Consider the following 15,261-nt stretch of genomic DNA (forward strand, 5'->3'; position numbering starts at 1 on the left):
GGCTATCTAAGTTTTTTATGGAAAAGATAGCTAGGGAAGGAGTAACACATGAGACAGCTTGCACAGGAAATCGATAACTTTTTAAACGAGGTGATCTTGAGATCTGAGAACCAGCATGAAATTCTGATCGGGCATTGCACGAGTGACGTTGCCTTGACCAATACTCAGGAACACATCCTCATGCTCTTGTCAGAAGAATCCCTAACCAACTCGGAGTTGGCCCGTCGCCTTAATGTCAGTCAGGCGGCAGTGACCAAGGCTATCAAATCTTTGGTCAAAGAGGGCATGTTAGAGACATCCAGAGATCCAAAAGATGCGCGTGTGATTTTTTACCAACTGACAGAGCTAGCTCGACCAGTGGCAGAGGAACACCACCATCATCATGAACACACGCTCTTAGCCTATGAACAAGTGGCAAGTCAGTTTACTCCAAATGAACAAGAAGTTATCCAGCGGTTTTTAACTGCTTTAGTAGGAGAAATCAAATAATGCGGTATATTACAGTAGAGGACTTGTCTTTCTATTATGACAAGGAACCTGTCCTCGAACATATCAACTACAGTGTTGATAGTGGGGAGTTTGTCACCCTGACTGGTGAAAATGGAGCTGCCAAGACGACGCTTATCAAGGCTAGTCTAGGTATCCTGCAGCCAAGATTTGGCAAGGTAACCATCTCAAAGACAAATACTCATGGGAAAAAGCTTAGGATAGCTTATCTCCCGCAGCAAATTGCTAGTTTTAATGCAGGATTTCCAAGCACAGTTTATGAATTTGTCAAGTCGGGTCGCTATCCGCGAAAGGGCTGGTTCCGTCGTTTGAATGCCCACGATGAGGAGCATATCAAGGCCAGTCTAGACTCAGTTGGTATGTGGGAACACCGTGACAAACGAATTGGTTCCCTTTCGGGAGGGCAAAAGCAACGAGCAGTGATTGCCCGGATGTTTGCTTCTGACCCAGATATTTTTGTCTTGGATGAGCCGACGACAGGGATGGATGCAGGAAGCAAAAATGAATTTTACGAACTCATGCACCATAGTGCTCACCATCATGGCAAGGCTGTTTTGATGATTACCCATGACCCTGAGGAGGTCAAGGACTATGCGGATCGCAATATTCATCTAGTGCGCAATCAAGATTCGCCATGGCGTTGTTTCAACGTTCACGAAAGCGACCAGGAGGTGGAACATGCTTAGTTTGTTATCCTATGACTTTATGCAGCGTGCCTTCTTGGCGGTCATTGCCATGAGTCTCTTTTCTCCAGTTCTTGGGACCTTCCTTATCTTACGTCGTCAGAGTCTCATGAGCGATACCCTCAGTCACGTTTCTCTATCAGGAGTAGCCTTTGGTCTGGTTTTGGGGATTTCTCCAACTATTTCAACCATTGCTATTGTCTTGATCGCTGCGGTCTTTCTAGAGTATCTTCGGACAGTCTATAAGAACTTTATGGAAATCGGGACTGCCATCCTCATGTCAACAGGTCTTGCAGTGTCTCTTATCGTGATGAGTAAGGGTAAAAGTTCGAGCTCAATGAGTTTGGACCAATATCTCTTTGGGTCGATTGTGACCATTAGCCAGGAGCAGGTGATTTTCCTCTTTGCCATTGCTGCGGTCGTTTTACTCTTGACTTTCTTATTCTTGCGACCAATGTATATCCTGACTTTTGATGAGGACACGGCCTTTGTGGATGGCTTGCCAGTTCGTACCATGTCTATCCTCTTTAACATGGTGACAGGGGTGGCCATTGCCCTTATGATTCCAGCTGCGGGAGCTCTTCTGGTGTCGACCATTATGGTCTTGCCAGCTAGCATTGCCCTTCGTCTGGGGAAAAACTTCAAATCCGTTATGTTACTAGCCAGCGCTATTGGCTTTTTGGGAATGGTGGCAGGTCTCTATATTTCCTACTATGCGGAAACACCTGCCAGCGCTAGTATCACCATTATCTTTGTAGCTGTCTTTTTGTTAGTCAGTCTACTGAAACGTTTTATCAAATAGGAGAATGAAATGAAAAAAATTAGCTTACTACTGGCTAGTCTATGTGCTCTGTTTTTAGTGGCTTGTTCCAATCAAAAACAGGCAGATGGGAAGCTAAATATCGTGACAACCTTTTACCCTGTCTACGAATTTACCAAACAAGTCGCAGGAGATACTGCTAATGTAGAGCTTCTAATCGGTGCTGGTACAGAACCCCATGAGTATGAACCGTCTGCCAAGGCAGTTGCCAAAATCCAAGATGCAGATACCTTTGTCTATGAAAATGAAAACATGGAAACATGGGTTCCAAAATTGTTAGAATCCTTGGATAAGAAAAAAGTGAAAACCATCAAGGCAACAGGTGATATGCTCCTCTTGCCAGGTGGTGAGGAAGAAGAGGAAGGGCATGATCATGGCGGTGAGGGTCACCATCACGACTACGATCCTCATGTTTGGCTTTCACCAGCACGCGCCATTAAACTAGTAGAGCATATCCGTGACAGCTTGTCAGCAGATTATCCTGATAAAAAAGAGACTTTTGAGAAGAATGCGGCTGCCTATATCGAAAAATTGCAAGCCTTGGACAAGGCCTACACAGATGGCTTGTCTCAAGCTAAACAAAAGAGCTTTGTGACCCAGCACGCTGCCTTTAACTACCTTGCCTTGGACTACGGTCTCAAGCAAGTATCCATCTCAGGTCTCTCACCAGATGCAGAACCATCAGCAGCACGTTTGGCAGAATTGACAGAGTATATCAAGAAAAACAAGATTTCTTATATCTACTTTGAAGAAAATGCCTCACAAGCCCTCGCCAATACACTTTCAAAAGAAACAGGTGTCAAACTAGATGTCCTCAATCCTTTAGAAAGTCTGACAGAAGAGGCCACCAAGGCGGGAGAAAATTACATCTCTATCATGGAGAAAAACCTCAAGGCTTTGAAACAAACAACAGACCAAGAAGGGCCAGAAATTGAGCCAGAAAAGGAAGAAAATACCAAGACAGTTCACAATGGTTACTTTGAGGATGCAGATGTCAAAGACCGTACCTTGAGTGACTATGCTGGCAACTGGCAGTCAGTTTATCCTTTCCTTGAGGATGGAACCTTTGATCAAGTCTTTGACTACAAGGCTAAGTTGACTGGCAAGATGACCAAGGATGAGTACAAGGCCTACTATAGAAAAGGCTATCAGACAGATGTGACTAAAATCAACATTACGGACAACACTATGGAATTTGTTCAAGGTGGACAAAGTAAGAAATTTACGTATAAGTATGTCGGCAAGAAAATCTTGACGTATAAGAAAGGTAATCGTGGTGTGCGCTTCCTCTTTGAAGCGACAGATGCAGACGCTGGACAGTTCAAGTACGTTCAGTTTAGTGACCACAATATCGCCCCAGTTAAGGCAGAACATTTCCATATCTTCTTTGGAGGTACTAGCCAAGAAGCCCTCTTTGAAGAGATGGATAACTGGCCAACCTACTACCCAGATAACCTATCTGGCCAAGAAATCGCCCAAGAAATGTTGGCGCATTGATGCAAGAGAAGATCCCGCAAATCTGCGGGATTTTTTGCTAGAAACGGTTAGGTTGTTAGGTATTATAGTATCACAGATGTACTGTTCACAATGTGATAAAGAAGTCATTATCTATTGGCTGCTTCTCACTAGCTGACGAATGCAAAAGTTACGATTGTACAAATTATAGAATCTTTTCAGGGGATTTAGGAAGGAAGCTTAGTCATATTGACGCTGCTATCGCTTTTTGTTATAGTCAAAGAGAGAACAGTCTGGAACACTAGTTTATTCACAGTCTGTGGATAAGTCTAGGGGGAAATGACATACAACTCAGGGTGTTGAAGTATCCTGATAATAGTTCCGTATATTAGTGACTTGCTAGAGAGCTAGCAGAAACCCTAGTACAGAGCTATTTGACAAAGGTCTGTTTAGATTTACAGGTCCAAAGTCTAAGAGCTGGAGTCTGAAGAAATTAGTTTTTAGGTATGCTTTCTTATCCACAAGTTGTGGATAACTTTGTGAACAAGAAAAAGAGATTTGAGATGATGACGAAAATAAAACCACATGAGCCATTACCAAGTCAGGCTCAGTTAGCTTATTTAGAGGATGAACTAGCTGCCTTTATCCATTTTGGCCCCAATACCTTTTATGACCAAGAATGGGGAAGTGGGCAAGAGGATCCCAAGCGTTTTAACCCGACCAAGTTGGATGCGCGTGAATGGGTTCGGGTACTCAAAGAAACAGGTTTTAAAAAGCTGATTTTGGTGGTGAAGCACCACGATGGTTTTGTCCTCTATCCGACAGCCCATACAGATTATTCGGTCAAGGCTAGCCCTTGGAGGGATGGAAAGAGGGACTTGCTCCTTGAGGTTTCCCAAGTTGCGACTGAGTTTGACATGGATATGGGAGTGTATTTGTCTCCTTGGGATGCCCATAGTCCCCTCTATCATGTGGACCGAGAAGCAGACTACAATGCCTATTATCTGGCTCAATTGAAGGAAATCTTGTCAAATCCTGCTTATGGCAATGATGGGAAGTTTGCTGAGGTGTGGATGGATGGTGCTCGAGGGGAAGGGGCCCAGAAGGTCAACTATGAGTTTGAGACTTGGTTTGAAACCATTCGTGACTTGCAGGGCGATTGTTTGGTTTTCTCAACTGAGGGAACTAGTATTCGCTGGATTGGAAATGAACGAGGCTATGCAGGGGATCCCTTGTGGCAAAAAGTCAAGCCAGACAAGTTAGGAACAGAAGCGGAATTAGATTATCTACAGCATGGAGACCCCTCTGGGACGCTATTTTCAATCGGTGAGGCAGATGTTTCTCTTCGGCCGGGCTGGTTTTACCATGAGGATCAGGACCCCAAGTCTCTCGAGGAGTTGGTCGAAATCTACTTTCACTCGGTAGGGCGGGGTACACCTCTTTTACTCAATATTCCGCCAAACCAAGATGGACTCTTTGACGAAAAGGATATCCAGCGTCTCTATGAATTTGCTGCCTATCGTGACGAGCTCTATAAAGAAGATTTGGCTTTGGGAGCCAAGGTATCTGGCCCTGCTCTATCACCAGACTATGCCTGTCATCATCTGACAGATGGGCTGGAGGCTAGTTCTTGGGCAAGTGATGCAGAGTTGCCAATCCAATTAGAGCTCGATTTAGGGGCACTTAAAACTTTTGATGTGATTGAGTTAAGAGAAGATTTGAAGTTGGGGCAACGCATCGCCGCTTTTCATGTTCAGGTAGAGTTGGATGGCGTTTGGCAGGAGTTTGGCTCTGGTTATACTGTTGGCTACAAACGTCTCTTACGAGGATCAGTCGTTGAGGCGCAGAAGATACGCGTGACCATTACAGAGGCACAGGCTTTGCCTTTGTTGACCAAGATTTCACTCTATAAAACACCTACCTTGTCGAAAAAAGAAACTGTTCAGCAACTAGAGTTCTCAGAAAAAAGTCTGGCTGTGATCAAGGGAGAAAATGTCCATTTTACAGTGAAGCGCACAGAATCTAGCAGTCCTTTAGAAGCTAAGATTTCGATTCAACCAGGGACGGGTGTGCATGGTGTCGCTTATCGGGACGAGATTCAAGTCCTTGCGTTTCAAGTTGGCGAGACTGAAAAAAAGCTAACGCTACCAACCTTGTATTTTGCAGGAGATAAAACCTTGGACTTTTATCTGAATCTGACGGTAGATGGGCAGCTGGTTGACCAGCTTCAGGTCCAAGTTTCATAAAAGAAGAACCTTTGCGCGATGCAAAGGTTCTTTTGGTTAGGAGTGATTTGGCAACCAGCTAAGTGTAAAGGTTAGTTGCTCAGCTTTCAAGAGGTCTTGATGTTGAATGCTAGATACTATGGTCTTGTCCAATCGGCATTCTTTGACAAAGTTGAAATGGCTGTGGTTTTGCTCGGCATGGATATCCAGCCATTTATTTTCCTTAGTCAGGTAGATACGGAGGTGGTCAAAGAGAGGGATTCCGAGATCATAGCTGGGCTTGCCTGGACAGGTCGGATAAAAACCAAGAGCTGACCAGATGTACCAAGCCGAGAGACTGCCATTGTCCTCATCGCCAGGATAGGCTTGCCAGCTTGGGTGAAAGGCCTTCTGACGTAGGCTCTTGATGAGAAGGGCAGTGTAGTCTGGATAGTTGCTATAGCGAAAGAGATATGGAATGTGGAAGCTAGGCTGGTTAGAGATGGCGAGTTGTCCAAAGGGAGCTGTTGCCATCTCGCTCATTTCATGAATTTCGTAACCATAGCCGGTGGTTTCAAAGAGAGGAGCGTCCTGACAGGATTTCAAAAGATAGTGGCTAAATGCTTCTTTTCCGCCCATGAGTTGACGCAAACCTGGGATGTCATGTAAGACGCCTAAAGTCGCTTGAATGGCAGAGCATTCAGCGTAGTCTCGTCCCCAACTATAGGGAGAAAAGTCAGGGCGGAAGTTTCCTTGACTATCTCGCGCACGCATGTAGCCTGTTTCAGCATCAAATAGATGACGGTAATTTTGAGACGCAGTTCTATAAGTTTCCGCGATGTCATTCTGACCAAGCTTTTCGGCACAGTTGGCGATACAAAAGTCACTATAGGCGTAGTCTAGGGTGTGGCTGACGCTTTCGTGGTGGTCGGTAGAGAGGTAGCCCAGTTCTTGGTATTGGGCTAGTCCGTGGCGGCCATTGATGCCGAGAGGGTCGGACTTAGTGGCTGTTTCAAGCATGGCTTGAAGGAGTTCTTTTTCTAGGTCGGGGGCCATGTCCTTGCAGGCGCTGTCTGCGATAATGCCATCTAAAAGGGTACCAGGCATCATACCCCGTTCGTCTGGAGCTAGCCATTTTGGAAGGAATCCAGTATCGCGGTAGCTATTGAGAAAGCCTTCTAAAAAGAGACGATAGTGTTCCGGTATGATAAGGGCAAAGAGGGGAAATGTAGTCCGGAAGGTATCCCAGAAACCATTGTTGCTAAAGAGGACGCCTGGCTTGACAGTACCAGTAGCCAGATCCATGTGGATGGCTTGCCCTGATTCGTTCACTTCATAAAATGTCTGTGGGAAGAGGAAGAGTCTGTAAAGGCAGTGGTCAAAGAAGGTTCGGTCAGCCTCTCCTGTCTCGATAACGTCAAAACGGTGGAGAAGATTTTCCCAGTCTGCTTGGGCACTAGCTTTACAGCTGTCAAAATCTTCTTGAGGTAGATTAACCAGAGCTTGAGAAGGCGATATGAAAGAAGTTGCTAGTTGGATCTCAGCATAGCTGTTTGCTAAGTCAATTCGCCAGTCCCCGTCTTCTTGGCTGACAGCAAGAATATCCGTATTCATTTGTAGAGCAGTAAACAGTATCAGAGGATTTTTGGTAGTCTCAGTTTTGCCTTCTTGTCGTAGGGAAAGAGTTCGCTTATCTACTTGCTTGACTGTCAGTTCATCTGCTGCGTGAAGATAGAGGGAGAGGGCTTTGCCTTGCTTTTGCTCCAAACGAATAGAAGCACCATAGCAAGTCGGTGTGAGCTGGATTTCAATCTGATAGCGCAGAGAAAAGAGTTTCAAATAGTGAGGCTGGAAGCAAGCTTTATCTATATCATAAGAAGACTGGCGGTGAAAGAGGCTATCTCCCCCAAGCTGGCCGGTGACAGGTGTCAGAAGGAGCCATGAGTAGTCCCCAATCCAAGGGCTGGGCTGATGGGTTAAGCGAATCCCCTGAAAAATGGGCAGATGCGGATCGAAAAACCAAGCTCCATCCTGATCGCTGGTCTGGGGCACAAAATAATTCATCCCGAAAGGGACGCCCGTGTAGGGCAGGGTATTTCCCCGAGAGAAGGCATGCTTGCTAACAGTACCAAAGCGGGTATCGATGGTTTCAAGTAGTGGTTTCATGGTATTTCCTTTAGCTGTTTTTCTACATTATATCAGAAAAATGAGACCTTTAGATATGGGGTTCGAAAGTAAGCAATTTTGTAGAAAAATGACTATCATTTGTGTATGTATTTTCTGTCTCAAAAACTATATACTGAACATGAAACTTGTTTGAAAGAGGAAACTGCACGATGATTTATTCGAAAGAAATTGTTAGAGAATGGCTGAACGAAGTAGTGGAGCGGGCTAAGGACCATCCCGAGTGGGTGGATGTCTTCGAGCGTTGCTATACAGATACCTTGGACAATACGGTTGAAATCTTAGAAGATGGCTCAACTTTTGTCTTGACTGGGGATATTCCTGCCATGTGGCTTCGGGATTCGACAGCCCAGCTACGACCCTACCTCCATGTGGCTAAAAGAGATGTCCTCCTGCGTCAGACCATTGCAGGTTTGGTTAAGCGTCAGATGACCTTGGTGCTCAAGGATCCTTATGCTAACTCCTTTAACATTGAGGAGAACTGGAAGGGCCACCACGAGACTGACCATACCGACCTTAATGGTTGGATTTGGGAACGCAAGTATGAGGTGGACTCGCTTTGTTATCCTTTGCAGTTGGCTTATCTCCTCTGGAAAGAGACTGGCGAGACTAGTCAGTTTGATGAGACTTTTGTCACAGCGACCAAGGAAATTCTTCATCTCTGGACAGTGGAACAAGACCACAAGAACTCTCCTTATCGTTTTGTTAGGGATACGGACCGCAAGGAAGACACCTTAGTAAATGATGGCTTTGGACCTGATTTTGCAGTGACTGGTATGACTTGGTCAGCCTTCCGTCCAAGTGATGACTGCTGTCAGTATAGCTATTTGATTCCGTCCAATATGTTTGCTGTAGTTGTCTTGGGTTATGTGCAAAAAATCTTTGCAGAACTGGATCTAGCTGATAGCCAAAACATCGTGGCAGATGCTAAACGCCTGCAAGCTGAAATCCAAGAAGGCATCGAAAATTACGCTTACACAACTAACAGCAAGGGTGAAAAGATTTACGCCTTTGAAGTGGATGGCCTAGGAAATGCTAGCATCATGGATGATCCAAATGTACCGAGTCTGCTGGCTGCGCCTTATCTGGGCTATTGCGACATTGAAGACGAAGTGTATCAAGCCACACGCCGTACCATTCTAAGCCCTGAAAATCCATACTTCTACCAAGGAGAATACGCTAGCGGTCTCGGAAGTTCTCATACCTTCTATCGCTATATCTGGCCCATTGCCCTTTCTATCCAAGGCTTGACAACAAGAGATAAGGCAGAGAAAAAATTCTTGCTGGATCAGCTGGTTGCTTGCGATGGTGGCACAGGTGTTATGCACGAAAGCTTCCACGTGGACGACCCAACTCTCTACTCTCGTGAATGGTTCTCCTGGGCCAACATGATGTTCTGTGAGTTGGTCTTGGATTATCTGGATATTCGCTAATACTCTTCGAAAATCTCTTCAAACCACGTCAGCTTCGCCTTGCCGTAGGTATGGTTACTGACTTCATCAGTTCTATCCACAACCTCAAAGCAGTGCTTTGAGCAGACTGCGGCTAGCTTCCTAGTTTGCTCTTTGATTTTCAATGAGTATAAGGAGCGCGCTTTAGTTTCACCGATTCGTGTCAGAATCACACCTTTACATTTAAAACGTTAAAATTTAAGTTAGAATGAGGTTTTACTTCATGGAAAATGTTGTTGTACATATTATCTCACATAGTCACTGGGATCGTGAGTGGTACTTACCTTTTGAAAGCCACCGTATGCAGTTGGTGGAATTATTTGATAATCTTTTTGACCTTTTTGAAAATGACCCTGAGTTCAAGAGTTTCCACTTGGATGGCCAAACCATTGTCCTTGATGACTATTTGGAAATTCGCCCTGAAAATCGCGACAAAGTCCAAGGTTACATCGACGAAGGCAAACTCAAAATTGGTCCTTTTTACATCTTGCAGGATGATTACTTGATTTCAAGTGAAGCCAACGTCCGCAACACCTTGATTGGTCAAGCAGAATGTGCAAAATGGGGCAAATCAACCCAGATTGGTTACTTCCCAGATACCTTTGGAAATATGGGACAAGCGCCTCAAATCCTTCAAAAATCAGGCATTCACGTGGCAGCCTTTGGCCGTGGTGTCAAGCCGATTGGATTTGACAACCAAGTTCTCGAAGATGAGCAGTTTACTTCCCAGTTTTCAGAAATGTACTGGCAGGGTGCGGACGGAAGTCGCGTTCTCGGTATCCTCTTTGCCAACTGGTATAGTAATGGGAATGAAATCCCAGTTGATAAGGATGAAGCCCTGGCCTTTTGGAAACAAAAACTGTCAGACGTGCGTGACTACGCTTCAACCAACCAATGGTTGATGATGAACGGCTGTGACCACCAGCCTGTACAGCGAAATCTGAGCGAAGCTATTCGTGTAGCCAATGAACTCTTCCCAGATGTGACTTTTGTGCATAGTTCCTTTGATGACTATGTCCATGCAGTAGAAAGTGCCCTACCAGAGCAGTTATCAACGGTTACAGGTGAGTTGACCAGTCAGGAAACAGATGGCTGGTACACACTTGCCAACACTTCTTCATCACGCATTTACCTCAAACAAGCCTTCCAAGAAAATAGCAACCTCCTAGAACAAGTGGTGGAGCCATTGACTGTCATCACTGGTGGGCACAACCATAAGGACCAGTTGACCTATGCTTGGAAAGTCCTTCTACAAAATGCGCCCCATGACAGTATCTGTGGCTGTAGTGTGGACGAGGTTCACCGTGAGATGGAGACACGTTTTGCAAAGGTCAACCAAGTCGGAAACTTTGTTAAGACCAACCTTCTCAACGAATGGAAGGGCAAAATCGCAACCCACGAAGCGCAAAGCGACCATCTATTTACCGTCATCAACACAGGCTTGCATGACAAGGTTGATACAGTCAGCACCGTGATTGATGTAGCGACTTGTGATTTCAAAGAATTGCACCCAACAGAAGGCTACAAGAAAATGGCAACCTTGACCTTGCCAAGCTACCGTGTCGAAGACTTGGAAGGGCATGCTGTAGAAGCGAAAATCGAAGATCTAGGAGCTAATTTTGAGTATGATTTGCCAAAAGACAAGTTCCGCCAGGCTCGTATCGCTCGTCAAGTGCGCGTGACAGTACCTGTTCATCTGGCACCACTTTCTTGGACAACCTTCCAATTGCTTGAGGGAGAACAAGAACACCGTGACGGTATTTACCAAAATGGAGTGATTGATACGCCATTTGTAACGGTCAGTGTGGATGACAATATCACAGTCTACGACAAGACAACTCATGAAGCGTATGAGGATGTTGTTCGCTTTGAAGACCGTGGTGACATCGGAAACGAGTACATCTATTTCCAACCAAAAGGAACAGAACCTATCTACGCCGAGCTGAAAGGCTATGAGGTCTTGGAAAATACAGCTCGTTTTGCCAAGATCTTGCTCCAGCATGAATTGACAATTCCAGTAAGTGCAGATGAAAAACTGGATGCGGAACAGAGGGGCATCATCGAGTTTATGACGCGTGAAGCTGGGCGCTCAGAAGAATTGACAACCCTTCCTCTGGAAACAGTGATGACCGTCTTTGTTGATAATCCACAAATTCGTTTCAAGACTCGCTTTATCAATACTGCCAAGGACCACCGTATCCGTCTCTTGGTTAAGACTCATAACACGCGTCCAAGTAATGACTCTGAAAGCATCTATGAGGTAGTAACACGACCAAACAAACCAGCTGCTTCTTGGGAAAATCCTGAAAATCCACAACACCAACAAGCCTTTGTCAGTCTGTATGACGATGAAAAAGGGGTGACAGTGGCTAATAAAGGATTGCACGAGTATGAAATCCTTGGAGACGATACCATTGCAGTGACCATTCTTCGTGCCTCAGGTGAGCTAGGTGACTGGGGTTACTTCCCGACACCAGAGGCTCAGTGCTTGCGTGAGTTTGAAGTCGAGTTTGCTCTCGAATGCCACCAAGCAGGGGAACGCTTCTCAGCCTTCCGTCGTGCCAAAGCCTTCCAAACACCATTCACTAGTCTTCAAGTTGCTAAACAAGAAGGAAGTGTTGCTGCGACTGGTAGCCTCTTGAGTCATGCGGCACTCAGCTTACCACAAGTTTGCCCAACAGCCTTTAAAGTGGCGGAAAATGAAGAAGGATATGTCCTCCGTTACTACAATATGAGTCAAGAAAATGTTCGCATATCAGAACACCAACAAACCATTCTTGACTTACTTGAGCGACCATATCCCGTTCATTCAGGACTCTTAGCACCACAAGAAATTCGTACAGAATTGATCAAAAAAGAAGACATTTAACAGTTTTAAAGTGTTTGATAACTAATACTATGAGATAGAAAGGAGGGGCGAAAGAGTAAGGACTAACTGCTGATTCGCCCCTTTTTACGGTAAAGAACAATGACCATTGCAACCATTGATATCGGAGGGACCGGTATAAAATTTGCTAGTCTAACTTCCGATGGAAAAATACTAGATAAGACAAGTACTCCAACGCCAGAAAGTTTGGAGGATTTACTGACTTGGATAGACCAACGCTTGTCAGAGCAAGATTATAGTGGGATTGCCATGAGCGTTCCAGGCGCGGTCAATCAAGAAACTGGTGTGATTGAGGGAATTAGTGCCGTACCTTACATCCATGGCTTTTCTTGGTATGAGACTCTTGCTCATCATCAGCTACCTGTCCATCTAGAAAATGATGCCAACTGTGTTGGACTTAGTGAACTGCTTGCTCACCCAGAGATTGAAAATGCAGCCTGTGTCGTGATTGGGACAGGAATTGGCGGAGCCATGATTATCAATGGCAAACTTCACCGAGGTCGCCACGGCTTAGGTGGAGAGTTTGGCTACATGACAACCATTGCACCTGCTGAAAAACTCAACAACTGGTCGCAACTAGCGTCAACTGGAAATATGGTGCGCTACGTGATTGAAAAATCTTGTCAGACTGACTGGGACGGTCGCAAGATTTACCAAGAGGCTGCAGCTGGCAATGCTCTTTGTCAAGAAGCTATTTTGCGCATGAACCGTAATCTGGCGCAAGGTTTGCTCAATATCCAGTATCTCATCGACCCAGATGTCATTAGTCTGGGAGGCTCCATCAGTCAGAACCCAGACTTTATCCAAGGTGTCAAAAAAGCTGTCGATGAATTTGTCGAAACCTACGAAGAATACACGGTCGCACCAGTTATCCAGGCATGCACCTATCACGCAGATGCCAATCTCTACGGTGCCCTTGTCAACTGGCTACAGGAGGAAAACCAATGGTAAGATTTACAGGACTTAGTCCCAAACAAACTCAGGCAATCGACTTGCTGACAAAGCGTATCTCTTTACCAGATGTGGAAGTGGCAGTCGTTCAGTCTGACCAAGCCTCGATCTCTCTCAAGGGTGAAGGTGGACACTATCAACTAACCTATCGCAAACCTCACCAACTTTACCGCGCCTTGTCCTTATTGGCAACAGCTCTAGCAGAAGCTGACAAAGTAGAGATTGAAGAGAAGGCTGCTTACGAAGATTTGGCCTACATGGCGGACTGTTCGCGCAATGCGGTGCTCAATGTCGCTTCTGCCAAACAGATGATTGAGGTCTTGGCTCTCATGGGCTATTCAACCTTAGAGCTCTATATGGAAGACACCTACCAGATTGAGGGGAAACCTTACTTTGGTTACTTCCGTGGGGCTTATTCAGCTGAAGAGTTACAGGAAATCGAAGCCTATGCTCAACAGTTCGATATGACCTTTGTCCCATGCATCCAGACCTTGGCTCACTTATCAGCCTTTGTCAAATGGGGTGTCAAAGAAGTGCAAGAACTCCGCGATGTAGAAGACATTCTCCTCATTGGCGAAGAAAAAGTCTACGATTTGATTGACGGTATGTTTGCGACGCTATCTAAACTACAAACTCGCAAGGTCAATATCGGGATGGACGAGGCTCACTTGGTTGGCTTGGGACGCTACCTTATCTTGAACGGCGTTGTGGACCGTAGTCTCCTTATGTGCCAACACTTGGAGCGTGTACTGGATATTGCAGACAAGTATGGTTTCCACTGTCAGATGTGGAGTGATATGTTCTTTAAACTCATGTCAGCGGATGGCCAGTACGACCGTGACGTGGAGATTCCAGAGGAAACTCGTGTCTATCTAGACCGTCTAAAAGACCGTGTAACCTTGGTTTACTGGGATTATTATCAAGACAGCGAGGAAAAATACAATCGCAATTTCCGCAACCATCACAAGATTAGTCATGACCTTGCCTTTGCAGGTGGGGCTTGGAAGTGGATTGGGTTTACGCCCAACAACCATTTCAGCCGTCTCATCGCTATGGAGGCCAACAAGGCCTGTCGTGCCAATCAGATAAAAGAAGTTATCGTGACGGGTTGGGGGGACAATGGTGGAGAAACTGCTCAGTTCTCTATCCTACCAAGTCTGCAAATCTGGGCAGAGCTCAGCTACCGCAATGACCTAGACCGTTTGTCTGCTCACTTCAAGACCAATACAGGTCTATCAGTTGAGGACTTCATGCAGATTGACCTAGCTAACCTCTTGCCAGACCTGCCAGATAATCTCAGTGGTATCAATCCCAACCGCTATGTCTTTTATCAGGATGTTCTTTGTCCGATTCTTGACAGGCACGTGACACCTGAACAGGACAAACCACACTTCGCTCAGGCAGCTGAGACGCTTTCTGAGATTAAAGAAAAAGCAGGAAATTATGCTTATCTCTTTGAAACTCAGGCCCAGTTGAACCAGATTTTAAGCAGTAAAGTGGATGTGGGACGACGCATTCGTCAGGCCTACCAAGTAAACGATAAAGAAAGTCTGAGAGAAATCGCAAGACAAGAATTACCAAAACTCAGAAGCGAGATTGAACACTTCCATGGCCTCTTTAGCCACCAATGGTTGAAAGAAAACAAGGTCTTTGGCTTGGATACGGTCGATATCCGTATGGGTGGACTCTTGCAACGCATCAAACGCGCAGAAAGCCGCATCGAGGCTTATCTGGCAGGACAGATTGACCGCATCGACGAGTTAGAAGTGGAAATCTTACCATTTACTGACTTCTACGCAGACAGGGACTTCGCAGCAACTACAGCCAATCAGTGGCACACCATTGCGACAGCTTCGACGATTTATACGACTTAGGAGTAGAATATTGACAAACATCTTCTGTATAAAAAGAAGATGTTTTTGCTTAAATATAATATTCAAAAATAGATAAAATATAGGAAGTGGGGGATATTTGATAGAATAACATATTCAGCAATACATGTGCTTAAAAGCTATATGAATCAAGATTTTTATTAAATTAGGTGGGTAGATTTTAACTGCATCAGTTGAATTATCAGAAGTCAAAATGTATAATGTGGAATAGAGGTTTTCTATGCGTA

Annotated in this window: 10 protein-coding genes; 9 read left to right on the forward strand and 1 reads right to left on the reverse strand. The window is 45.2% G+C overall.

Annotated features, from left to right (window positions below; translation table 11 throughout):
• The first annotated feature begins 48 nt into the window (after nucleotides 1-48).
• From adcR to PG086_RS00445, 5 genes are all read left to right on the forward strand, one after another.
• Nucleotides 49-489, forward strand: coding sequence for a zinc-dependent transcriptional regulator AdcR (gene adcR / locus PG086_RS00425; RefSeq protein ID WP_001249328.1), 441 nt, complete (start codon nucleotides 49-51; stop codon nucleotides 487-489).
• Entirely contained in the window at nucleotides 489-1,193 is a 705-nt protein-coding gene (locus PG086_RS00430; protein WP_001269483.1) for a metal ABC transporter ATP-binding protein, read from the forward strand. Before adcR ends, PG086_RS00430 begins: the two co-directional genes overlap by 1 nt.
• Nucleotides 1,186-1,992 (forward strand): metal ABC transporter permease, encoded by an 807-nt coding sequence (locus PG086_RS00435; protein ID WP_000950023.1) that lies wholly within the window; start codon nucleotides 1,186-1,188, stop codon nucleotides 1,990-1,992. Before PG086_RS00430 ends, PG086_RS00435 begins: the two co-directional genes overlap by 8 nt.
• A gap of 9 nt (nucleotides 1,993-2,001) precedes the next feature.
• Nucleotides 2,002-3,507, forward strand: a complete 1,506-nt coding sequence (gene adcA / locus PG086_RS00440) for a zinc ABC transporter substrate-binding lipoprotein AdcA (RefSeq protein ID WP_270747143.1) — start codon at nucleotides 2,002-2,004, stop codon at nucleotides 3,505-3,507.
• A gap of 524 nt (nucleotides 3,508-4,031) precedes the next feature.
• Nucleotides 4,032-5,711, forward strand: coding sequence for an alpha-L-fucosidase (locus PG086_RS00445; RefSeq protein ID WP_270748233.1), 1,680 nt, complete (start codon nucleotides 4,032-4,034; stop codon nucleotides 5,709-5,711).
• Between the two features lie 36 nt (nucleotides 5,712-5,747).
• Here PG086_RS00445 and PG086_RS00450 read toward each other — a convergent pair whose 3' ends face one another.
• Nucleotides 5,748-7,835, reverse strand: coding sequence for a GH92 family glycosyl hydrolase (locus PG086_RS00450; RefSeq protein WP_270747145.1), 2,088 nt, complete (start codon nucleotides 7,833-7,835; stop codon nucleotides 5,748-5,750).
• 170 nt (nucleotides 7,836-8,005) lie between these two features.
• Here PG086_RS00450 and PG086_RS00455 point away from each other — a divergent pair, with 170 nt between their 5' ends.
• From PG086_RS00455 to PG086_RS00470, 4 genes are all read left to right on the forward strand, one after another.
• Nucleotides 8,006-9,286, forward strand: a complete 1,281-nt coding sequence (locus PG086_RS00455) for a glycoside hydrolase family 125 protein (RefSeq protein WP_270747146.1) — start codon at nucleotides 8,006-8,008, stop codon at nucleotides 9,284-9,286.
• 241 nt (nucleotides 9,287-9,527) lie between these two features.
• Entirely contained in the window at nucleotides 9,528-12,173 is a 2,646-nt protein-coding gene (locus PG086_RS00460; RefSeq protein WP_270747147.1) for an alpha-mannosidase, read from the forward strand.
• Between the two features lie 99 nt (nucleotides 12,174-12,272).
• Nucleotides 12,273-13,142 (forward strand): ROK family protein, encoded by an 870-nt coding sequence (locus PG086_RS00465; protein ID WP_270747148.1) that lies wholly within the window; start codon nucleotides 12,273-12,275, stop codon nucleotides 13,140-13,142.
• Nucleotides 13,136-15,016: a beta-N-acetylhexosaminidase gene (locus PG086_RS00470; RefSeq protein ID WP_270747149.1), complete on the forward strand. Its 1,881-nt coding sequence runs from the start codon at nucleotides 13,136-13,138 to the stop codon at nucleotides 15,014-15,016. The genes PG086_RS00465 and PG086_RS00470 overlap by 7 nt, the downstream gene beginning before the upstream one ends.
• Nucleotides 15,017-15,261 lie beyond the last annotated feature (245 nt).

The sequence above is a fragment of the Streptococcus halitosis genome, assembly GCF_027691175.1.
Classification (GTDB): domain Bacteria; phylum Bacillota; class Bacilli; order Lactobacillales; family Streptococcaceae; genus Streptococcus; species Streptococcus halitosis_A.

Excerpts from the sequence above, each read along its gene's own strand:
- adcR (WP_001249328.1), top strand. The coding sequence starts at position 49 with ATGAGACAGCTTGCACAGGAAATCGATAACTTTTTAAACGAGGTGATC.
- PG086_RS00430 (WP_001269483.1), top strand. The coding sequence starts at position 489 with ATGCGGTATATTACAGTAGAGGACTTGTCTTTCTATTATGACAAGGAA.
- PG086_RS00435 (WP_000950023.1), top strand. The coding sequence starts at position 1,186 with ATGCTTAGTTTGTTATCCTATGACTTTATGCAGCGTGCCTTCTTGGCG.
- adcA (WP_270747143.1), top strand. The coding sequence starts at position 2,002 with ATGAAAAAAATTAGCTTACTACTGGCTAGTCTATGTGCTCTGTTTTTA.
- PG086_RS00445 (WP_270748233.1), top strand. The coding sequence starts at position 4,032 with ATGACGAAAATAAAACCACATGAGCCATTACCAAGTCAGGCTCAGTTA.
- PG086_RS00450 (WP_270747145.1), bottom strand. The coding sequence starts at position 7,835 with ATGAAACCACTACTTGAAACCATCGATACCCGCTTTGGTACTGTTAGC.
- PG086_RS00455 (WP_270747146.1), top strand. The coding sequence starts at position 8,006 with ATGATTTATTCGAAAGAAATTGTTAGAGAATGGCTGAACGAAGTAGTG.
- PG086_RS00460 (WP_270747147.1), top strand. The coding sequence starts at position 9,528 with ATGGAAAATGTTGTTGTACATATTATCTCACATAGTCACTGGGATCGT.
- PG086_RS00465 (WP_270747148.1), top strand. The coding sequence starts at position 12,273 with ATGACCATTGCAACCATTGATATCGGAGGGACCGGTATAAAATTTGCT.
- PG086_RS00470 (WP_270747149.1), top strand. The coding sequence starts at position 13,136 with ATGGTAAGATTTACAGGACTTAGTCCCAAACAAACTCAGGCAATCGAC.